We start from the raw sequence: 20,430 nt of genomic DNA, 5'->3' as shown, positions 1-20,430 counted from the left end.
GCGCACATCGCTTTCTGCTTAAGGTCTCGCCGGAAGCGGGGCGGCGGCTATCTGTAACGGTTCCAGCCTTGGAAGCCGGGACCCCCGCATGACCATTCCCCTCAGGCTCACCCTGAACGGGCAGCCGCGCGAGATCGCCCTCGACGATCCGCGCGTCACCCTCCTCGATCTCCTGCGCGAGCGCCTCGGTCTGACGGGCGCCAAGAAGGGCTGCGACCGCGGCCAGTGCGGCGCCTGCACGGTCCTGGTGGACGGGCGCCGGATCAACAGCTGCCTGACCCTCGCCGCGAGCCTCGACGGCGCCGAGGTGCTGACCATCGAGGGGCTCGCCGAGGGCGACCGGCTGCACCCGGTCCAGGCGGCCTTCATCGCCCATGACGGCTTCCAGTGCGGCTTCTGCACGCCGGGCCAGATCATGAGCGCGGTCGGCCTGATCCGCGAGGGCCAGGCCGGGACCGATCCGGAGCGCATCCGCGAGGGCATGAGCGGCAATCTCTGCCGCTGCGGCGCCTACGCGGGGATCCTGGACGCCGTGCAGGACGCGGCCGCCCGGACCTCGGAGCAGCGGGAGGACGCGGCGTGAGGACCTTCGACTACATCCGCCCCGCGAGCGTGCCCGAGGCCGTGGCGGCCGGCCAGCAGCCGGGCACCGCCTTCCTCGCCGCCGGCACCAACCTCGTCGACCTGATGAAGGGCGGTGTCGCCACCCCGGAGCGGGTCGTCGACATCACCCGCCTCCCCGGCCTCTCGGCCATCGAGCGGCTGCCGGACGGCACCGCCCGGGTCGGGGCCCTGGTCCGCAACAGCGACCTCGCCCACGACCCGGCCTTCGCCAAGGCCTACCCGATGGTGGCCGAGGCCCTGCTGGCCGGCGCCTCGGCGCAGCTGCGCAACGCCGCCACGGTCGGCGGCAACCTGATGCAGCGCACCCGCTGCCAGTACTTCACCGACGCGGTCTCGCCCTGCAACAAGCGCGCGCCCGGCTCCGGCTGCGCGGCCCTGGGGCACGCCACCCGCATCCACGCGGTCCAGGGCTGGAGCGAGCACTGCATCGCCACCCACCCGTCCGACTTCTGCGTGCCGCTCGCCGCCCTCGACGCGGTGGTCGAGATCGCCGGGCCGGACGGTGCCCGGGAGGTGCCGCTCACCGCGTTCCACCACCTTCCCGGCGACCACCCGGAGCGGGAGACCGAGCTGCGGGCCGGCGAGCTGATCACCGCCCTGCGCCTGCCCCCCGAGGCGGCCGCGTTCCGGGGCAATGCCCGCTACCTCAAGGTCCGCGATCGCACCTCCTACGCCTTCGCGGTGGTCTCGGCGGCGGCCGCCCTCACCCTGGAGGCCGGAGGCCGGATCGGCCAGGCCCGGCTCGCCCTGGGCGGGCTGGCGCTCAAGCCCTGGCGGGTGGCGGAGGCTGAAGCCGCGCTCGCCGGGCAGGCACCCTCCCCCGAGGCTTTCGCGAAGGCCGCCGAGGCCGCGCTCGCCGGCGCCAAGCCCACCGGTGAGGCCAACGCCTTCAAGGTCGAGCTCGCCCGCCGGGTGGCGATCCGCGCGCTGACCCAGGCCGCCGCGGGCACGCCCGCACGGATCCCGGCCCTCCCCGCCTCCCCGTTCGGCATCGTCTGACCCTGCCCCCGGTCGGCGGCTCCAGGGCCGTCTTTGCGAGCGGAGCGAAGCAACCCAGGCGGCGCCACGATGCCCGGTGTCGCGCTGCCCTGGGTCACTTCGCTGCGCTCGTGATGACGGAGCGGGTCACCGCAACCGAAGGCTTCAACCGGAACCCTTTGAGGAGACCCGCATGACCGCGACCTCCACGCCCGCCTCGAATCTCCCCGCCGGCGCGATCCGGCACGGCTCCAGCATCGGCCAGCCGCTGACCCGGCGCGACGGCCCGCTCAAGGTGACGGGCCAGGCCCGCTTCTCCGCCGACAACCTGCCGCCCGGAACCCTCCACGCGGCGCTCTGCGTCGCCCGGATCGCCCGCGGACGCGTCACCGGCCTCGACGTGGCCGCCGCGGAGGCGCATCCCGGCGTCGTCGCGGTGATGCGGCCGGGGCACGCCCCGACGCTCGCCAAGGACCCGGACGCCAAGGACGGGCCGTTCACGTTCCGCCTCGACCTCCTGCAGAACGATCGCGTCCGCTACGCCAACCAGCCCATCGCCGTGGTGATCGCCGAGACCCTGGAGGCGGCCACCGAGGGCGCCCGGCTGCTCGCCCCGACCTACGCGGCCGAGACGCCGCGGATCGGGCTCGATTCCGGCGAGGCCTTCACGCCGGATTCGGTCGGCGTCGGCGCGCCGCCCGTCGAGACGGACGGCGACGTCGAGGCCGGACTCGCGGCCGCGTCCAAGACGATCGCCGCCACCTACGAGACGCCGGCCCAGTATCACAACGCCATGGAGCCCCACGCGGCGGTGGCGAGCTGGGACGGGGACCGGCTGACGCTGTTCATGCCGACCCAGGCGCTCGCCATGTCGCAGGCAAGGCTCGCCGGGCTGTTCGGCATCGGCCCCGACGACATCCACATCGAGAGCCCCTATCTCGGCGGCGGCTTCGGCTCGAAGGGCGTCCCCGCCGGGCCGCAGGTGCTCGCCTGCATGGCGGCGAAGCTCGTCGGCCGGCCGGTGAAACTCGTCCCGACCCGGACCCAGATGTACGGCCCGATGGGCCATCGCGGACCGACCCGGCAGACCCTCCGGCTCGGCGCCGACGCCTCCGGCAAGCTGACGGCCCTCGACCACCACATCCGGACCGCCTCGTCGAGCTTCGACGACTTCTTCGAGCCGGCTGGCCGGGCGACCAGCACCCTGTACGCGAGCCCGGCCATCGCCATCCGGCACGAGGCCGTGCGGCTCGACACCGGCACGCCGCTGTTCATGCGCGCGCCCGGCGAGGCGACCGGCAGCGTCGCCCTGGAGAGCGCGCTGGACGAGATGGCCCACGAGCTCGGCATGGACCCGCTGGAGTTCCGGCTCGCCAACTACGCCGAGGTCGAGCCAATCACCGGCAAGCCGTTCTCCTCGAAGGCCCTGCGGGACTGCTACCGGCGCGGCGCCGAGGCCTTCGGCTGGGCCGGTCGCCCGCTTCAGCCCCGCCAGACCCGCGACCGGGACGGGTTCCTGGTCGGCACCGGCATGGGCACCGCCACCTTCCCGGCGCTGATCTTCGAGGGGATGGCCCGGGCCGAGATCCGCGCCGACGGCACCGGCACGGTGGAGCTCGGGGCGATCGACATGGGCCAGGGCTCGTGGACGGCGCTCGCCCAGATCGCCGCCGACGGGCTCGGGATCGGGATGGACGCCCTCACCTTCCGGATGGGCTCGTCAGACCTGCCGAATGCCGGCATCGCGGGCGGCTCGGGCCACACCGCCACGGCGGGCGGCGCGGTCCACGCGGCGGCCGGCGACGTGATCCGGCAGCTCGCGGAGCTCGCCACCAACGACCCCGCCTCCCCGCTCTACGGCGCCGGCAATGCCGGCGTGACCGCCGCGGGCGGGCGTCTGACCCGGCGCGACGACCCGGGCCGGAGCGAGTCCTTCACCGACATCCTCCGGCGGGCCGGCCGGTCGCGCATCGAGGGCCAGGGCAAGGCCGGCGCCGACCCGGCCGCGCAGGCCTCCTACGCCATGCACGCCCACGGCGCGGTCTTCGCCGAGGTGAAGGTCGATCCCGATCTCGGCCAGATCCGCGTGAGCCGCCTCGTCGGCGCCTTCGCGGCGGGCCGGGTGATCAACCCGCGCCTCGTCCAGAGCCAGTATTACGGCGGAATGATCTGGGGCCTGTCCTTCGCCCTGCACGAGCGGGCCGAGATGGACCCGCGCACCGGCCGGTTCCTCAACGACAACCTCGCCGAGTACCACGTGCCGGTGAACGCCGACGTGCCCGCCCTGGAGGCGATCCTGGTCCACGAGGACGACGCGGTGGTGAACAACCTGGGCGTGAAGGGGGTCGGCGAGATCGGCATCACCGGCACGGTGGGCGCCATCGCCAACGCGGTCTGGCACGCCACCGGCGTGCGGGTCCGCGAGATGCCGATCACCCTCGACAAGCTGCTGGGCTGATCGAGCGCGTCGGTCGCGTGGAACCGGTCCCGGGCGCGTCGCGCCGCCCGGGTTTTTTTAGTATGGGGCATGCCACCCGGCGGCCGGCGGCCGCCGCAGCAGCGCGGAGACCGGCATGCCCCTCACCAGCGACATCGGCGGCGTCGTCCCGATCGCGCCGACCCCGTTCCATCCGGACGGCCGGATCGACGAGGTCTCCCTCGACCGGATGACCGACTTCTTCGGGGCGGCCGGCGTCGACGGCCTGACGATCCTCGGCCAGCTCGGCGAGGCCGGCAAGCTCGACCACGCGGAGGGAATCGCCGTGGCGCGGCGCGTTCTCGGGCGCACCCGGCTGCCGGTGATCGTCGGTGTCACGGCGCCGGGCTTCGCGGCCATGCGGTCGCTCGCCCGGGAGGTGATGGAGCTGGGCGCGGCCGGCGTGATGATCGCGCCGCCCAACACGCTCCGCACCGACGACCAGGTGGTCGGCTATTATCGGAATGCCGCCGAGGCCGTGGGCCCGGACGTGCCCTTCGTGCTTCAGGATTATCCCCTCACCTTCTCGGTCCAGATGACCCCCGGCGTGATCCGCCGGATCGTGTCGGAGAACCCCTCCTGCGTGATGCTCAAGCACGAGGACTGGCCGGGGCTGGAGAAGATCTCGACGCTGCGCGGCTTCGAGGCGGACGGCTCGATGCGCCACATCTCGATCCTGGTCGGCAACGGCGGTCTGTTCCTCGATTTCGAGACCGAGCGCGGCGCCGACGGGGCCAATACCGGCTACGCCTTCCCGGAGATGCTGGTCGACGTGGTCCGCCTCGGCCGGGCCGGCGAGCGCGACGCCGCCCACGACCTGTTCGACGCCCACCTCCCCTATCTCCGCTACGAGCAGCAGCAGGGCCCGCTGGGGCTCGCGGTCCGCAAATACGTGTTCATGCGCCGGGGGATCTTCGCGTCCGACGCGCAGCGCAAGCCGTCGCAGGCGCTGACCGCGCAGGCGAAGGCCGAGGTCGAGTACCTGCTGGCCCGCCTCGCCCGCACCGACGCGCGGGCCCGGCTCGCGGCCTAGACCGCCCCCGCCGCGCCCTGCCCCGGCCGGAAGGCCGGGGCCCTCGCTCAACCCGCCGCGGCTGCCGGGTTGCGTCCGGCGCGCGACGGCTCACTCGAGCCTGTAGGCGATGACCGAATCGCCCGGCGTGGTCCCGAGTGAGCCGTGCCCGCCCGCTGCGATCACCACGTACTGCCGGCCGTCCCTGCCGCGATAGGTCATCGGGGTGGCCTGGCCGCCGGCCGGCAACGTCGTGGACCACAGCACCTCGCCGGTCTGCATGTCGTAGCCGCGGATGCGGTCATCGAGCGTGGCGGCCGTGAACGCGACGCCGCCCGCCGTGGTCAGGGTGCCGCCGTGGGCCAGCATGCCCATCTCCAGTGGAAGCGGGACGGCCAGACCGCCGACCTTCTGCCCCGCGACCGTGCCGTTGCGGCGCTTCCAGGCGACGGTGCCGTCGGCGAGATTCACGCCGACGCGCACGCCCCAGGGCGGCGCGCTGCAGGGGATGCCGAGGGCGGAGCGCATGTGCGCGATCGCGACCGCGTAGGGGCCGCCGAGATTCTCGTTGACTGGGCTCGCCTCGGGATCGGCGCCGAGGAGGCGCCTCTCCGGCTCGCCCGGCGGGCGCGGGAGCAGGCGGTAGATGTAGGGCAGGTATTGCGGCGTCGCGATCATCCAGTGATGGACCGGATCGACCGCCACCGAACCCCAGTTGAACACCCCGATATTGCCGGGCCAGACGATCGCGCCCTCCGACGCCTGGGGCGGTGTGAACGGGTTGCCGTCGTAGCGATTCGACCGGAAGGCGAGGCGGCACTGGATCTGGTCGAAGGGCGTGACGCCCCACATGCCGGCCTCCGTCAGCGGCGCCGGCGTGAAGCGGAGGGACGACATCGGCTGGACCGGGGACGGCGTCTCCCCCGGGATGTCGGTCCGGGTCGAGACCGGAATCTCGGAGACCGGCCGGACCGGGGCGCCGGTGCGGCGGTCGAGGACCCAGACGTTGCCGACCTTGGTGGGGATCAGGATCGCCGGCACCGTCTCCTCGCCCTGCGGCAGGGTGAGGAGGACCGGCTGGGACGGGTTATCGCGGTCCCACAGGTCGTGATACGCGGTCCGGAACGCCCAGCGCAGCGCGCCCGTCTCCAGATCCAGCGCCGCCAGGGCGTCGATGAGGGCCTCGTCCGCCTTCGACCGGGCCACGCCCACCTGATCGGGCGCCCGGTTGCCGAACGGCACGTAGACGAGCCCCAGCGCCTCGTCGGCCGAGAACTGCGTCCAGGCCACCGCCGAGTTGGGCTCGTACGACTCGCCGGGCCGCAGCGGCGCGGTCGCGTCGGGCTTGCCGGCGTCGAACTTCCAGACGATCGCGCCGGTGCGCACGTCGAAGGCGCGGATCACGCCCGAGGGGTTGTCCGCGTAGTAGTTGTCGGCGATCGCGCTGCCGAGGACGATGAGGTTCCGGGTCACCAGCGGCGCCGAGGTCTGCTGATAGGCGGCGCGCCGGAGGTTCGGCATCTGCGCCTTCAGGTCGACGAACCCGTCCGCCCCGAAGGTCCTGCACGGGGCGCCGGTCTCGGCGTTCAGCGCGTAGAGGCGGGCGTCGACCGAGGCCGCGATGATCCGGCGCGGGCACTCGGCGACCGCGGCCGCGACGGCGGCGGCCCGGTCGGCGTCGGTCTCGGCGGGCGGCGCGTAGCCGGTCGAGTCGTTGTAGGACACGCCGCGGCAGGTCTGGTGCTGGTACTGGCCGTCCCGCGCCATCTTCGGGTCGAAGGCCCAGACCAGCCGGCCGGTCTCGGGCTCCAGGGCCTGGACGATGTTGTGCGGCGTGCAGAGGTAGAGCAGCCCGTTCACCTTGATCGGCGTGGCCTCGAAGGTGAATTCCTTCGGATCCGCCCGGCTGTCGCCGCGCAGGTCGCCAGTATGGTGCTCCCAGGCCACGGCGAGGCCCCGGACATTGGCGGTGCCGATATCCGCCAGCGCCGAGTAGCGCTGGCCGAGATTGGTGCCGCCATAGGCGACCCAGTCGTCGGCCGGAAAGGGAACGCCGCTCGGATCGACGGCGGCCGGCCCCGCCCCCGCGACCTTCGGCAGGCTGCCCCGCGTCTCGACCGGGTCGACGAACCAGGACGCGGCGCCCGAGGCCGCGATCAGCAGGACGACGACCCGGAGGGCGAGCGGACCGTTCCCGAGACCGGGCTTCCAGGGCCGTTCGGGCGCGTCGCGCAGGCGCCGCACCACGGAGGGCAGGCAGAGCACGAGCCCGACGAGGAGGAGCAGGCCCCCGCGCGGGATCCATTGCCACTTGTCGAATCCGACCTCGCCGAGCGTCCACACGAAGGCCGCCGCCAGCACCAGGGCGTAGATCCGGAGGCCGTTCTGGCGTCGCCGGAGCAGCTCGACGCCGGAGACCAGCACGCCCAAGCCCAGGGCGACGTAGAACCAGGACCCGCCCGCGAGGGCCAGTGTCAGACCGAAGCTCGCGAGGGCGAGCCCGAGCAGCGCGATCGACAGCGCTATCGTTCCGAGTGCCACGGCGGTGGTATCCGCTTCCTGAGCCGGCCGGTCACGGCGGCGCCGGAAGCTGAGCCCCCACGGCGCCGCCGCATGCCCGACGGCTTATCGCCGCCGTAGCTGTCCCAAGGCTGGACAAGGCTGCCGGGCGCCGCCGCTCACGCTCCGGCCCGGTCCTCCGGACGCAGGGTGACCCGGTCGCCGTCGCGCAGCGAGGCCGGCGGGCCCACGACGACGCGCTCGCCGCCGTTCAGACCGTCGCGCAGCTCCAGGAGCGTGCGGGTCTGGCGGAAGATCGTGACGGGGCGCATCCGCACCACGCCCCCCCCGTCCCCGGCCGCCTCGACCACGGCCACGCGGGTCCCGTGCTGGTCGAAGATCAGCGCGTCGTTCGGCACCGTCACGGCGGGCGAGACCCGCGGGATCTCCAGCGTGATCGTGATGTAGAGTCCCGGCCGCAGCGCCCCGTCGGGGTTGGGGATGTCGACCTGCGTGACCAGCGTGCGCGCGGCCGAGAGCAGCGTCGTCGACGAGCGCGAGACCGTGCCGGGGAAGATCCGGCCCGGGATCTGCGCCACCTCGACCGAGGCGGCCAGCCCGTCGCGGACGCCGTCGGCGGCGTAGAGCGGCACGTTCACCGCCATGCGCAGCACGTCGTCCCGGTTCAGCGTGAGGAGCGGCGCCCCCGTATTCGTGTCCGCCGTGACCGCGTCGCCGACGTCGTTGTTGCGGGCCGTCACCACCCCGTCGAAGGGCGCGCGGATCTCCTCGAAGCCGGTCAGGACCTTGAGCCGGGCGACCTGCGCCTCCTGGGCGGCGATGTTGGCCTCCGCGACCTTCACGGCGGCCCTGGCGGCGTCGACGTTGGCGGTCTGCGCCAGCACCCCGGCCTGGGAGGTGTCGGCGTTCTGCCGGGTCTCGACCCCGGTGCCGGCGAGCGTCGAGGTCCGCCGGTTGGTCACGTCGGCGAGGTGGCGGTTGGCCTCGGCCTGATCCACCATCGCCCGCGCCTGGATCAGCGCCGCCTGGAGCTGCAGCACCTGCGACTGGGCCTGGACCAACTGCTGGTCGAGGTCGGGCGCGCTGATCCGGAACAGCAGGTCGCCCGCCTTCACGTGCGAGCCGATATCGACCTTGCGCTCGACGATGTAGCCGGTCGCCCGCGGGTAGAGGTTCGCGATGTCGAACGCCTGGGTGGTGCCCGTCTGGGTCAGGCTCAGGGTGTCGGAGGCCCGGGCCGCGGCGGCGACCCGCACGGTCGGCGGCTTCGCCTCGGCGGCGGGCGGACTCGCCGCGCGCGACGCGTCCGGCCACAGGCGGTATCCGAGGACGCCGAGGCCCGCCAGCGCCAGCAGGGCGAGCCACCGGCGGCCGCCGCGGGCGGGCGGGACGGTTCCGTCCGTGGCTGAACTGTCCCGGTCCGCCATCCTCGCCCTCGGGTCGCGCCGCGCCTGAACCGCCGCCTCGGCGCCCGGCCGGGACGCGTGCGCCGCCGTATTCAATGCGCCGTCTTCAATGCATAGACCGCGCGCGGGCTCCGGGCGAGATGCCGCAGCGCACAGTGCGGCCCGCCCGCGGATCCTCCGAGCACGCGACCGGTTTCCCTGCCACCGACTCAGGGACCGATCCACGATGACCGAGATCTCCAGGCGCGCCGTCATCGCAGCCGCCGGCGGCGCGATGGCGGCATCCTCCGCCGCGGCGCAATCCGCCGGGCCGGCCGCGCCCCGCCCCGAGCGCGGCGGCAAGGGCGCCGACATCCTGGGCCCGCAGAACCGGCCCCGCGCCGCCGAGGAGCCGTTCACCCTGGCGCCGCCCGCCACCGACCACGGCACCATGCCGAACCTGAAATGGTCCTTCGCGGACAGCCACATGCGGCTGGAGGAGGGCGGCTGGGCGCGCCAGACCACGATCCGCGAGCTGCCGGTCTCCAAGGCCATGGCCGGGGTCAACATGCGGCTCAAGGCCGGCGCGGTCCGCGAGATGCACTGGCACAAGGAATCCGAGTGGGCCTACATGATCAAGGGCAAGGCCCGGATCACCGCGGTCGACCAGGACGGGCGCACCTTCGCGGACGATGTCGGCGCGGGCGACCTCTGGTACTTCCCGGGCGGCATCCCGCACGCCATCCAGGGACTCGCCGCCGACGGGATCGACGGGTGCGAGTTCCTGCTCGTCTTCGACGACGGCGGTTTCTCGGAGGATTCCACCTTCCTGCTCACCGACTGGCTGGCCCACACGCCCCGGGACGTGCTCGCCAAGAATTTCGGCCTGCCCGAGAGCGCCTTCGCCAGGATCCCCGAGAAGGAGCTCTACATCTTCCCCGGCCCGAAACCCGGCCCGCTCGCGGCCGACAGGATGGGCGGCTCCGGGCCGGTGCCGAAGACCTTCAGCCACCGTATGCTGGCACAGGAGCCGGTCCGCACCCGGGGCGGCAGCGTGCGCATCACCGATTCCACGGTGTTCCCGGCGTCCGTGACGATCGCGGCGGCCCTGGTCGAGGTCGAGCCCGGGGGGCTGCGCGAGCTGCACTGGCACCCGAACAGCGACGAGTGGCAGTACTACCTCTCCGGCCAGGGCCGGATGACGGTGTTCGGCTCGGAATCGAAGGCCCGCACCTTCGACTACCGGGCCGGCGACGTCGGCTACGTGCCCTTCGCCATGGGGCACTACATCGAGAATACCGGCGACACGACCCTGACATTCCTGGAGATGTTCAAGAGCCCGCGCTACGCCGACATCTCCCTGACGCAGTGGCTGGCCCTGACCCCGCACCCCCTGGTTCAGGCCCATACCGGGCTGGATCCCGAGCGCCTTGAGGCCCTGCCGGAGACGAAGTCCCCCGTTGTGCCGGGTTGACGCGCCCGGGAACCCGGACCGATCCTGGCGCGTCGACTCGCACAAGCGTTTCCGAAACCCGCTCGACTCTCGCACGGAGGGACCCATGCGTGCCGCGTCCCGCGCGCTCCTCGCCCTGGCGCTCGCCCTCCCGGCGGGCTCCGCCTCGGCGCAGGTGCAGCAGAACGACCCGAATGCCGCCAACGCCTCATTCGCCCTGCAGGGCCAGATCCGGTCGCTCAACCAGCAGCGGGTCTCGGACTTCAACACGCTGAACCAGACGTTCCAGCGCAACGTCCAGGCCGATTCCTTCGGGCCCTACCTGCCCTATCGGGGCGTCCGCGGGGATGTGTACCGGGGCCGCCATATCGGTCGCAACGGGATCGTGCGGCGGGGCGGCGGCCTCAACACGAGCGTCTGCACCGGCTGCTGACATCGGCCTCCGCGCCGCCGGGATATCCGCGCAGAGCGGGGAAAGCCCGAAAAAAACCTTTTCCCGCGGGCACGCTTCCCCCAGAAGCTGGGCCCATGGTGGCGTGCGCATGAATATCCTGCTGATCGGCTCCGGCGGCCGCGAGCACGCCCTGGCCTGGCGACTGGCCCAGAGCCCGCTCTGCACCCGCCTGTTCACGGCGCCGGGCAATCCCGGCACGGCCCGCCACGGGACCAACCGGCCGGACCTCAAGGTCACGGACCACGCGGCCGTCGCCGCCTTCTGCGCGGCGGAGGCGATCGGCCTCGTGGTGGTCGGGCCCGAGGCGCCCCTCGTCGCCGGCCTGGTGGACGACCTGAAGGCCGCCGGGATCCGCGCCTTCGGGCCGACCCGCGACGCCGCCCGGCTCGAGGGCTCGAAGGGTTTCACCAAGGATCTCTGCGCCGCCTGCAACATCCCGACTGCCGCCTTCGCGCGCTTCTCCGACTTGGAGCCGGCGCTGGCCTATGTCCGCCAGCAGGGCGCCCCGATCGTCGTGAAGGCCGACGGCCTCGCCGCCGGCAAGGGCGTCACCGTGGCCGAGACGGTCGACCAGGCCGAGGACGCGCTGACCGGCCTCTTCGCCGAGCCCGGCGCCGAGGTCGTGGTCGAGGAGTGCCTGTTCGGCGAGGAGGCGAGTTTCTTCGCCCTGTGCGACGGCACGCGGGCGATCTCCCTCGGCACCGCCCAGGACCATAAGCGGGTCTTCGACGGGGACCGGGGGCCCAATACCGGCGGCATGGGCGCCTATTCCCCGGCCCGGGTGGTCACCCCGGAGATCGAGGCCCGGGTCATGGCCGAGATCATCGCGCCGACGCTTGCCGGCATGCGGGCCCGCGGCTGCCCGTTCACCGGCATCCTGTACGCCGGCCTGATGCTCACCGCCGACGGCCCCAAGCTGATCGAGTACAACACCCGCTTCGGCGACCCCGAGGCGCAGGTGCTGATGCCGCGCCTCGCCTCCGACCTCGTGCCGGCCCTGCTCTCGGCCTGCGAGGGCGACCTCTCCGGCGTGAGCCTGGAATTCGATCCGCACCGGGCGGCCCTCACCGTGGTGATGGCGGCGGCCGGCTATCCAGGCGCCGTGGTCCGGGGCTCGGTGATCCGGGGCGTCGACGCCGCCGAGGGCGACGGGGTCCACGTGTTCCAGGCCGGCACCCGCGCCGAGGACGGGCAGCTGCTCGCCGATGGCGGCCGGGTCCTGGCGGTGACGGCCCTTGGCGACAGCGTCACGGACGCCAAGGCCCGCGCCTACGCGGCGGTGGCCCGGATCGACTGGCCGGAGGGTTTCTGCCGGCGCGACATCGGGTTCCGCGCCGTGGCGCGGGAGGCGGAAGAGGGCTGAGCGGCGCCCGCGTTCGACGCCGCGGCGGGCCGTGCGCCTCCCTGCCCCCGACGCCCGGGACGCCGCGGAGGCTGATCCGGGACCCGAGCCCGCGCGGTGCCGCGCAGCGTCCGGAAACCTCCCCTACTCCCCAACCGCTGCGCCGGCCGGCCGGCGATTGTCGTTGGCGCCGTAGAGCAGGCCCGGCCGCATCCGCTCCGTGCGCGAGGCGTCGTTGCCCGACGACGCGGCCTCCGGCAGGGCGGGCGCCGCGGCCCGGACCGCGATGAGCTCCTGCGCCCCCCAGGGCCTCTGCTCGACGATCGTGTGGCCCATGCCCCTGAGGATGGCCTGGGTGTCCGCCGAGAGCGCGAAGGGCTCGGCGTAGACCGTGTCGGGCAGCCACTGGTGATGGATGCGCGGGGCGTCCACCGCCTCCTGCGGCTCCATGCCGAAATCGAGCACGTTGATCAGCGTCTGCGCGTTGATCGTGATGATCCGCGAGCCCCCCGGCGAGCCCGCCACCAGCGCGACCTTGCCGTCGCGCAGCACGATCGTGGGCGCCATGGAGGAGAGCGGGCGCTTGCCCGGCTGGATCGCGTTCTTCGTCCCCTGCACGAGCCCGAACAGGTTCGGCACCCCGGTCTTGACCGTGAAATCGTCCATCTCGTCGTTGAGGAAGAACCCCGTGTCGCCGGCGATCACCCCGGCGCCGAAATAGCCGTTGATCGTGTAGGTCAGCGCGACCGCGTTGCCGGCCCTGTCCATCACCGAGATGTGGGTGGTCTCGGGCCGCTCCCGCGGCTCCGGGCCGGGATCCGGACGGATCTCCGCCGACGGGGTCGCCCGGTCCGGGCGGATCGAGGCCCGGAGCGTCTCCGCGTAGGCCTGCGACAGCAGCCGGTCGACCGGGTTCTCCACGAAGGCCGGGTCGCCGAGCAGCAGGTTGCGGTCCGCGTAGGCGCGCCGCATCGCCTCGACCATCAGGTGCACGGTCCGGGCCGAGTTGAACCCCGCCGCCCGCAGGTCGTAACCGTCGAGGATGCTGAGGATCTCGCAGAGCGTGGTGCCGCCGGACGAGGGCGGGGGCGCCGACAGGATCGTGGCGCCCCGGTAGCGGCAGGTGAGCGGCTCGGACTGCGTCACCGTGTAGGCGGCGAAGTCGGAGGCCGTCAGCAGGCCGCCGCCCGCCCGGGAGGCCGCCTCCACGGCCTCCGGGATCGCGCCCTTGTAGAACGCGTCCGCGCCGTGGTCGGCGATGGCCTGGAGGGTGCGGGCGAGGTCGGACTGGACCAGCCGGTCCCCGGGCCGCCAGGGGCTGCCGTCCGGGCGCAGGAAGATCCGGGCGACGTTCGCTTGGCCCGCGAACAGCTTCGTGCCGGATTCGAGGATGTCGGTGTCGCCCCGGGTCAGCACGAACCCGTCCCGGGCGAGCGCGATCGCCGGCGCCATCACCCGCGCCAGCGGCAGGGTCCCGTACGCGGCAAGGGTGGTGTTGAGGCCGAGCACCGTCCCGGGCACGCCGGCCGCCTTCCAGCCGCGCAGGCTCGCGCCCTTCACGACGTTGCCGGCAGCGTCGAGATACATGTCCCGGGTGGCGGCCGCCGGGGCGGTCTCGCGGAAATTGATGAAGCGGCTGCGCCCGTCGGCGCTGTGGAGCACCAGGAAGCCGCCGCCGCCGATGTTGCCGCAGCAGGGGTTCACCACCGCCTCGGCGTAGGCGACCGCCACCGCGGCGTCGACGGCGTTGCCGCCGGCCCTCAGGATGTCGGCGCCCACCTGCGAGGCGAGGCGCTGGGACGAGACCACCATCCCGTTCTCGGCCTCGACGGCCGGTCCCGAGGCGGAGCGCGCAGCGGGCGCGCCCAGGGCGAGCAGGGCCGTGAGGAGCAGCGCGCGTGCCGGTGCGATCATCCCTGCCCTCTCCGGTGCGGGTCCCGCGCCGTCATATAGGGGACCATGCGCTGGAGTCGCTGGACCCGTCCGATCACCGCATCCCAAGGGGCGGCGAAGCCGCCGCGAAGGAGCCTCCGAGGGCTCGCGAGACTTCCGGAGCCCCTCCGAGCCCCTCCGAGCCCCTCCGAGCCCCTCCGAGCCCCTCCGAGCCCGCTGCACAGCACCGCAGGATGAGAGGGGCGAAGGGCGGTGAGGGATCGGGCCGATCCGCCTCACTCGGTTTCGCTGGAACGGTTCGGTTGAGGTGCCCCTCTCCGTCATCACGAGCGCAGCGAAGTGACCCAGGGTCGCGCCACGTCAGGAAGCGTGGCGCTGCTGGATTGCTTCGCTCCGCTCGCAAGGACGGCGCCGCCGAAGGCCTCAGCCGTTGCGGAACGTGTAGCTGTAGCCGTTCAGCGCCGGCGCGCCGCCGAGATGGGCGTAGAGCACCTTCGAGCCCTTCGGGAAGAAGCCCTTCTTCACGAGGTCGATCATGCCCTGCATCGACTTCCCCTCGTAGACCGGGTCGGTGATCATCCCCTCGAGCCGGGCCGAGAGGCGGATCGCCTCCACGGTCTCCTTGGAGGGCACGCCGTAGACCGGGTAGGCGTAATCCTCGTTGAGAACCACGTCGTCGGCCACGATGTCGCCCGCGCCGACCAGGGCGGCGGTGTTCTGGGCGATGTCGAGGACCTGGGCCTTGGTCTGGGCCGGGGTGCAGGAGGCGTCGATGCCGATAACGTTGCGGGCGCGCCCGTCGGCCGAGAAGCCCACCAACATGCCGGCATGGGTCGAGCCCGTCACCGTGCAGACCACCACGTAGTCGAAGCGCAGGCCCATCTCGGCCTCCTGCTTGCGCACCTCCTCCGCGAAGCCGACGTAGCCGAGCCCGCCGTACTTGTGCACGGAGGCGCCGGCCGGGATAGCGTAGGGCTTGCCGCCCTCGGCCTCGACCTCGGCGAGCGCCCGCTTCCACGAATCGCGGATGCCGATGTCGAACCCGTCATCCACGAGCTGCGTCTGCGCGCCCATGATCCGCGACAGGAGGATGTTGCCGACCCGGTCGTAGACGGCATCCTCGTGGGGCACCCAGGCCTCCTGGATCAGCCGGCACTTCATCCCGATCTTGGCGGCCACCGCCGCGACCATGCGGGTGTGGTTCGACTGCACGCCGCCGATCGACACAAGCGTGTCGGCGCCGCTCTTGATCGCGTCCGGCACGATGTACTCGAGCTTGCGCAGCTTGTTACCGCCGTAGGCGAGGCCGGAATTGCAATCCTCGCGCTTGGCGTAGAGCTCGACCTCGCCGCCGAGATGCGCGGTCAGGCGCTTGAGCGGCTCGATCGGCGTCGGGCCGAAGGTCAGGGGATAGCGCTCGAACTTGTCCAGCATCGGGTCTCTCCGGGTCTCGGGGCGCCCCGGGGCAGCAGCGGTCTCGGTCCGCCCGGGCGCGTCGAAGCGAGGCCTCGGCAACGGCCCGGCGCGAGGCCCGGCTCCGTCTTCGAGGCGCGGGGAGAATCTACCCGATCCGGGATGAAAGGTGCTCTCGATCTTCGAGCATGAACAGAGCTTGACTTGCGCTGCTGACCAGGCTGGCTACGGAGTATTCCGGATTTCGCGCCGCGTCCGAAAGAATCATCCATGTCCGCAGGGCTCGATCGGATCGACCAGAAGATCCTCCGCCTCCTCCAGACGGACGGGCGCATGGCGAATGCCGAGATCGCCGAGCGGGTCGGCACCAGTGCGGCCACCTGCCATCGCCGGATCCAGCGCCTGTTCGCGGACGGGTTCGTGCGGGCGGTCCGGGCGCTGATCGATCCGATGCGGGTCGGGCGCGGCACCCTGGTCTTCGTCGGCGTCGTGCTCGACCGCTCGACGCCCGAGAGTTTCTCGGAGTTCGAGGCCGCCGTGCGGGCGATCCCCGCGCTCCTCGACTGCCACCTCGTGGCTGGAGACTTCGACTACATGCTGAAGATCCGGGTCTCCGACATGGCCGACTTCAACCGCCTCCACAGCGCCACGCTGATCGGCCTGCCGGGGGTGCGCCAGACCCGGACCTTCTTCGTGATGAAGGAGGTGATCGACAACGCGCCGCTCGATCTGTGAGGGCCCCCTACCCCTCCCCGCGCCGCGCCTTGCGCAGCGCCTCCCACCGGTCGAGGCGCTCGGCGAGCCGGGTCTCGTAGCCCCGCTCGGTCGGCTGGTAGAGGTGCTGGCGCCCGAGCGCGTCGGGCCAGTAATCCTGGCCCGAGAAGGCGTCGGGCTCGTCGTGGTCGTAGCGGTAGCCCTCGCCGTAGCCGATCCGCTTCATCAGCTTGGTCGGCGCGTTGAGGATGGTCCGCGGCGGCGGCAGGGAGCCCGCCTCCTTGGCCAGCCGCGTCGCGGCCTTGTAGGCCTCGTAGACGGCGTTCGATTTCGGCGCGCAGGCGAGGTAGATCGCCGCCTGGGCGAGGGCCAACTCGCCCTCGGGGCTGCCGAGGAAGTCGAACGCGTCCTTGGCGGCGTTGGCCACCACCAGCGCCTGCGGGTCGGCGAGCCCGATATCCTCCACCGCCATGCGCACGAGCCGGCGGGCGATGAACAGCCGGTCCTCCCCGGCATCGAGCATCCGGCAGAGATAGTAGAGCGCCGCGTCCGGATCCGAGCCGCGCACGGTCTTGTGGAGCGCCGAGATCAGGTTGTAGTGGCCCTCCTGCGCCTTGTCGTAGATGGGCGCGCGCCGCTGCACGATCGCTTGCAGCGCCTCGGCGTCGAGGGTCTCGCCGGGGCGGGCCGAGCGCCAGACCTCTTCCGCCAGGGTCAGGGCCGCGCGGCCGTCGCCGTCGGCCATGCGGACCAGAACGCCGCGCGCCTCCTCGGTAAGCGGCAGGGCTTGGCCCGTCAGCGCCTCGGCCCGGACCAGCAGGCGCGCGACGGCGCCCGGATCGAGGGCCCGGAACAGCAGCACCCGGGCGCGGGATAGGAGCGCGGCGTTCAGCTCGAAGGACGGGTTCTCCGTCGTCGCGCCCACCAGCGTGACGGTCCCGTCCTCCATCACCGGCAGGAAGGCGTCGAGCTGGGCCCGGTTGAACCGGTGGATCTCGTCGACGAACAGCAGGGTCCCCTGCCCGGTCGCCCGCCGCTTGCGCGCCGCCTCGAACACCTTCCGCAGGTCGGGCACGCCGGAGAAGATCGCCGAGATCTGCTCGAAATGCAGGTCGGTGCCCTGGGCGAGCAGCCGCGCCACCGTGGTCTTGCCGGTGCCGGGCGGCCCCCAGAAGATCAGCGAGCCGAGCGTCCGTCCCCGCAGCAGGCGCGTGAGCGCCCCGCCCTCCCCGGTCAGGTGTTCCTGGCCGACGACCTCGGCGAGGGTCTGCGGGCGCAGCCGGTCCGCCAGCGGGCGGGCGGCCTCGGCGCCGGGGGCGCGGCCGGGATCCGGCGCGGCGGGTGTCTCCGCGGAGGCGAACAGGTCGGACATCCGCGCATCAACACCGGGCGCGGCCGGGGGCGCAAGCCGGGAGCCGGGGCTTGCCCACGGCCACGGACCTGGCGCCCCGCGACGGGATCAGCCGCCGAACACCGAGGTCAGGATCTCGCCGTTGCGGTTGATTGCGACCTCCCAGGAATTGAGGCTGTTGCGGGTGACCCGGTCGAGGTCCTTGGTGGTCGCCATCGGCACGCCGTTGACCGCCACGATCACGTCGCCCTTCTGCAGCCCGACCCGGGCCGCGATGGAGTTCTCGTCCACCGCCTGCACGGCCACGCCCTCGGCCGGGAAGTCCACCTGCATCTCCTCGGCCACCGCCGGCGAGGTGTTGACGAGGGTCGCGCCGAGGAAGGGCGAGCGGGTCTTCACCTTGAGCGCGTCCCGGGGACGCGTCTCGGGCGCCGGGGCGAGCTTGACCGGGACCGTCTGACGGGTCGTGCCGCGCAGGATCCCGAACCGGGCGTGGCCCTGCACGCCCTTCAGGGCGAAGCGGTAGCCGAAGGCCTCCGGATCGGCGACCTCCTGGCCGTCGACCGTGAGGATCAGGTCGCCGCGCTTCAGGCCCGCCTCCTCGGCCGGGCTCTTGGGCTGGAGGCTCGCCACCAGCACGCCGGTCGGGTGGTCGAGGCCCATGCTGTCGGCGATGTCGGGCGTCACGCTCTGGATGCGTGCCCCGAGCCAGGGCCGGCGCACGACGTTCGCCCCGTCCCGGGCGGCGTCGACCACCGCCTTGACCATGCCCACCGGGATCGCGAAGCCGATGCCGTGGCTGCCGCCCGACTGCGAGTAGATCGCGGTGTTGATGCCGACGAGTTGGCCGCGCAGGTCCACCAGCGCGCCGCCGGAATTGCCCGGGTTGATCGCCGCGTCGGTCTGGATGAAGTACTGGTAGTCCGCGGAGCCGACCTGCGTGCGCGCCAGCGCCGAGACGATGCCCTGCGTCACCGTCTGGCCGACGCCGAACGGGTTGCCGATCGCCATCACGAAGTCGCCGACCTCCAGGGCGTCGGCATCGCCGAACGGCATCGGCACGAGGCCCTTCGGCGGTTCCTTGATCTTGAGCACCGCGAGGTCGGTGCGGGTATCGCGCATCACGATCGTGGCCTCGAACTCGCGGCGATCCGCCAGGGCGATCCGCACCTCGTTCATGTTGTCGATGACGTGGTTGTTGGTGATCACGAGCCCGTCGGCATCGACCAGCACGCCCGAGCCCAGGGAGCGCTGCGCCCGGTCACCCCGGGGGCCGCGGCCGCCCTCCGGCTCGCCGAAGAAGCGGCGCATGAACTCCTCCATGGCGCTGGTGCGCGCGCTGGAGCGCTTGTCCACGTGGGAGGCGTAGACGTTCACCACCGAGGGCGCGGCCCGCTTCACCACGGGGGCGAAGGAGAGCTGCACGTCGGCCTTGCTCAGCGGCACGACCTTCGCGGTGCCGTCCTTCGCGGGCTCCCGGGTCTCCGTCCGCGCCATCTGCGCCGCGGCCGGGCTGGCGGCCAGCAGGGCTGCGACGAGGGCGGGCAGGGTGAGGCGGGTCAGCATGCAGGGCTCCGGCGTCTGGGCGGGCGCGCCGTCCAGGCCGAGACAAGGCAGGCGCACCGTGCGGCCCCACGCTATCGAGGCCGATTGCGGCAGGTCGACGACACCTTCGCCGCAGGCGGGGCGTGTCGCCGTCAGACGGCTTCCTTGCTGCGCGCCCGCCGCTTCCCGGCGGGCTGCGGCGCGGGCTCGGCTTCGGGTTCCGGCGCCGCGGCGCGCGGCTGCCCGAGGCCCAGGGAGCGGGCGAGCTGCGAGCGCTGCTCGGAATAGCTCTGGGCCGTCATGGGGTAGTCCGAGGCGAGGCCCCACTTGGCGCGGTAGGCCTCCGGCGTCAGGCCGCGCAGGGTGAGGTGCCGGCGCAGCGTCTTGTAGGGCTTCCCGTCCTCGAACGAGATCAGGAAGTCCGGATTGATCGAGCGCCGGATCTCCTGCGCGGTCGCCTTGGCGATCGGCGGGCTCTGGCCGGCGTCGCAGACCCCCCGAATCGCCGCGTGCACCTCGTTGAGGAGGCCGGGCAGATCCGCGCTCTGCACGTGATTGTGGCTCACATAGGCCGAGACGATCTCGGAGGCGAGCGTGACGAGGCGGAGAGAGCCGCCGTTCGACTGGGCCATGTCTCGTGCGTTGCCTTCTCGTGATGACGAAACTCGCCAGAACGCAAGCACTGCGTCGCGATTCGGACGCCTGATACAATCGCATTCGCAAGAAGCGTCAAGTCTTAAATTCGGAACTGGGGTATACGGTCCCAAATAGCGTAATAAGAGCGATCTTGATCGCTCAACCTCAAGGAGTAATGCCTGTCGGGGTCTCGCTTGTGCGCAATCGATATTGCCGAATTATCCCTGCGACCTGACGCGGCCTGCACTCTACAGCCGAAGGTGCGATGCGGTGCCGGCTATAGAGCTTACGAGGCCGTTTCTGCCCATCGATTGTGCATTCGCAGAGCGTCGCTGGCCGATACCTCAAAGCCGATAGGACAACCTCAACGACGCTTTGTGGCGACCGCACCTCGGCGGTGAGCGACGGAGGGTCTGGACGCGGACCGACGGTGCGCCAGTGGCGCAACCTGATCGCGAACTCGCTCGGGCGTTCGGGCTCCGTCCGTGGCCGGACAAACACAGAACCCGCCGCGCTGTTGAGCGCGGCGGGTTCTGTGTGTCGGATTTGGTTGCGGGGACAGGATTTGAACCTGTGACCTTCAGGTTATGAGCCTGACGAGCTACCGGGCTGCTCCACCCCGCGCCAAGTCTGT

The 20,430-nt window shown here is 72.3% G+C and carries 15 protein-coding genes and 1 tRNA gene; 8 read left to right on the top strand and 8 right to left on the bottom strand.

Annotation, left to right across the window (positions count from 1 at the left end):
- The first annotated feature begins 88 nt into the window (after positions 1–88).
- From ACQKQD_RS29230 to ACQKQD_RS29215, 4 genes are all read left to right on the top strand, one after another.
- Positions 89–583 (top strand): (2Fe-2S)-binding protein, encoded by a 495-nt coding sequence (locus ACQKQD_RS29230; protein WP_020095535.1) that lies wholly within the window; start codon positions 89–91, stop codon positions 581–583.
- A complete protein-coding gene (locus ACQKQD_RS29225) occupies positions 580–1,623 on the top strand; it encodes an FAD binding domain-containing protein (RefSeq protein WP_020095536.1) in 1,044 nt (347 codons plus the stop codon). The genes ACQKQD_RS29230 and ACQKQD_RS29225 overlap by 4 nt, the downstream gene beginning before the upstream one ends.
- Before the next feature lie 172 nt (positions 1,624–1,795).
- Complete coding sequence (locus ACQKQD_RS29220; RefSeq protein ID WP_427510300.1) at positions 1,796–4,060, top strand: xanthine dehydrogenase family protein molybdopterin-binding subunit; 2,265 nt, start codon at positions 1,796–1,798, stop codon at positions 4,058–4,060.
- A 115-nt stretch (positions 4,061–4,175) separates the two neighbouring features.
- Entirely contained in the window at positions 4,176–5,111 is a 936-nt protein-coding gene (locus ACQKQD_RS29215) for a dihydrodipicolinate synthase family protein (RefSeq protein WP_100253330.1), read from the top strand.
- A 90-nt stretch (positions 5,112–5,201) separates the two neighbouring features.
- Here the strand turns inward: ACQKQD_RS29215 and ACQKQD_RS29210 are convergent, their stop codons facing one another.
- Both ACQKQD_RS29210 and ACQKQD_RS29205 read right to left on the bottom strand, forming a co-directional pair.
- Positions 5,202–7,631: a membrane-bound PQQ-dependent dehydrogenase, glucose/quinate/shikimate family gene (locus ACQKQD_RS29210; RefSeq protein WP_427510299.1), complete on the bottom strand. Its 2,430-nt coding sequence runs from the start codon at positions 7,629–7,631 to the stop codon at positions 5,202–5,204.
- A gap of 137 nt (positions 7,632–7,768) precedes the next feature.
- Positions 7,769–9,037: an efflux RND transporter periplasmic adaptor subunit gene (locus ACQKQD_RS29205; RefSeq protein WP_056529915.1), complete on the bottom strand. Its 1,269-nt coding sequence runs from the start codon at positions 9,035–9,037 to the stop codon at positions 7,769–7,771.
- A gap of 205 nt (positions 9,038–9,242) precedes the next feature.
- Between ACQKQD_RS29205 and ACQKQD_RS29200 the strand changes: the two genes are divergently transcribed.
- The 3 genes from ACQKQD_RS29200 (at position 9,243) to purD (ending at position 12,265) form a co-directional block, all read left to right on the top strand.
- A complete protein-coding gene (locus ACQKQD_RS29200; protein ID WP_427510298.1) occupies positions 9,243–10,469 on the top strand; it encodes an oxalate decarboxylase family bicupin in 1,227 nt (408 codons plus the stop codon).
- Between the two features lie 85 nt (positions 10,470–10,554).
- On the top strand, positions 10,555–10,881 hold the full coding sequence (locus ACQKQD_RS29195; protein ID WP_020095542.1) for a hypothetical protein: 327 nt from the start codon (positions 10,555–10,557) through the stop codon (positions 10,879–10,881).
- 109 nt (positions 10,882–10,990) lie between these two features.
- The gene (gene purD, locus ACQKQD_RS29190) at positions 10,991–12,265 is read left to right on the top strand and encodes a phosphoribosylamine--glycine ligase (RefSeq protein WP_091981324.1); all 1,275 of its coding nucleotides are present in this window, start codon (positions 10,991–10,993) and stop codon (positions 12,263–12,265) included.
- 123 nt (positions 12,266–12,388) lie between these two features.
- On the opposite strand, the gene ggt is transcribed toward purD, so the two are convergent.
- Together ggt and ACQKQD_RS29180 are read right to left on the bottom strand one after the other, a co-directional pair.
- Entirely contained in the window at positions 12,389–14,158 is a 1,770-nt protein-coding gene (gene ggt / locus ACQKQD_RS29185; protein WP_427510297.1) for a gamma-glutamyltransferase, read from the bottom strand.
- 402 nt (positions 14,159–14,560) lie between these two features.
- On the bottom strand, positions 14,561–15,571 hold the full coding sequence (locus ACQKQD_RS29180) for a 1-aminocyclopropane-1-carboxylate deaminase (protein WP_020095545.1): 1,011 nt from the start codon (positions 15,569–15,571) through the stop codon (positions 14,561–14,563).
- Positions 15,572–15,820: 249 nt separating this feature from the next.
- Here ACQKQD_RS29180 and ACQKQD_RS29175 point away from each other — a divergent pair, with 249 nt between their 5' ends.
- Positions 15,821–16,285 (top strand): Lrp/AsnC family transcriptional regulator, encoded by a 465-nt coding sequence (locus tag ACQKQD_RS29175; protein WP_020095546.1) that lies wholly within the window; start codon positions 15,821–15,823, stop codon positions 16,283–16,285.
- A 7-nt stretch (positions 16,286–16,292) separates the two neighbouring features.
- Here the strand turns inward: ACQKQD_RS29175 and ACQKQD_RS29170 are convergent, their stop codons facing one another.
- The 4 genes from ACQKQD_RS29170 to ACQKQD_RS29155 all read right to left on the bottom strand — a co-directional run bounded on the left by ACQKQD_RS29170 (position 16,293) and on the right by ACQKQD_RS29155 (position 20,420).
- On the bottom strand, positions 16,293–17,636 hold the full coding sequence (locus tag ACQKQD_RS29170) for a replication-associated recombination protein A (RefSeq protein WP_020095547.1): 1,344 nt from the start codon (positions 17,634–17,636) through the stop codon (positions 16,293–16,295).
- A gap of 87 nt (positions 17,637–17,723) precedes the next feature.
- Positions 17,724–19,181, bottom strand: a complete 1,458-nt coding sequence (locus ACQKQD_RS29165) for a Do family serine endopeptidase (RefSeq protein WP_042674063.1) — start codon at positions 19,179–19,181, stop codon at positions 17,724–17,726.
- A gap of 131 nt (positions 19,182–19,312) precedes the next feature.
- Entirely contained in the window at positions 19,313–19,792 is a 480-nt protein-coding gene (locus ACQKQD_RS29160; protein ID WP_020095549.1) for a MucR family transcriptional regulator, read from the bottom strand.
- A gap of 551 nt (positions 19,793–20,343) precedes the next feature.
- Positions 20,344–20,420: transfer RNA gene (locus ACQKQD_RS29155), tRNA-Met, on the bottom strand.
- Between the last annotated feature and the right edge of the window lie 10 nt (positions 20,421–20,430).

Source organism: Methylobacterium sp. NPDC080182 (assembly GCF_050281105.1).
Lineage (GTDB): Bacteria > Pseudomonadota > Alphaproteobacteria > Rhizobiales > Beijerinckiaceae > Methylobacterium.
The sequence above is the reverse complement of the archived record's forward strand: the minus strand, read 5'-3'. Positions and strand labels throughout refer to the sequence as shown.

Coding starts and splice junctions, on each gene's coding strand:
- ggt (WP_427510297.1), bottom strand. CDS start 14,158: ATGATCGCACCGGCACGCGCGCTGCTCCTCACGGCCCTGCTCGCCCTG.
- ACQKQD_RS29215 (WP_100253330.1), top strand. CDS start 4,176: ATGCCCCTCACCAGCGACATCGGCGGCGTCGTCCCGATCGCGCCGACC.
- purD (WP_091981324.1), top strand. CDS start 10,991: ATGAATATCCTGCTGATCGGCTCCGGCGGCCGCGAGCACGCCCTGGCC.
- ACQKQD_RS29205 (WP_056529915.1), bottom strand. CDS start 9,037: ATGGCGGACCGGGACAGTTCAGCCACGGACGGAACCGTCCCGCCCGCC.
- ACQKQD_RS29165 (WP_042674063.1), bottom strand. CDS start 19,181: ATGCTGACCCGCCTCACCCTGCCCGCCCTCGTCGCAGCCCTGCTGGCC.
- ACQKQD_RS29160 (WP_020095549.1), bottom strand. CDS start 19,792: ATGGCCCAGTCGAACGGCGGCTCTCTCCGCCTCGTCACGCTCGCCTCC.
- ACQKQD_RS29220 (WP_427510300.1), top strand. CDS start 1,796: ATGACCGCGACCTCCACGCCCGCCTCGAATCTCCCCGCCGGCGCGATC.
- ACQKQD_RS29180 (WP_020095545.1), bottom strand. CDS start 15,571: ATGCTGGACAAGTTCGAGCGCTATCCCCTGACCTTCGGCCCGACGCCG.
- ACQKQD_RS29200 (WP_427510298.1), top strand. CDS start 9,243: ATGACCGAGATCTCCAGGCGCGCCGTCATCGCAGCCGCCGGCGGCGCG.
- ACQKQD_RS29175 (WP_020095546.1), top strand. CDS start 15,821: ATGTCCGCAGGGCTCGATCGGATCGACCAGAAGATCCTCCGCCTCCTC.
- ACQKQD_RS29195 (WP_020095542.1), top strand. CDS start 10,555: ATGCGTGCCGCGTCCCGCGCGCTCCTCGCCCTGGCGCTCGCCCTCCCG.
- ACQKQD_RS29170 (WP_020095547.1), bottom strand. CDS start 17,636: ATGTCCGACCTGTTCGCCTCCGCGGAGACACCCGCCGCGCCGGATCCC.
- ACQKQD_RS29230 (WP_020095535.1), top strand. CDS start 89: ATGACCATTCCCCTCAGGCTCACCCTGAACGGGCAGCCGCGCGAGATC.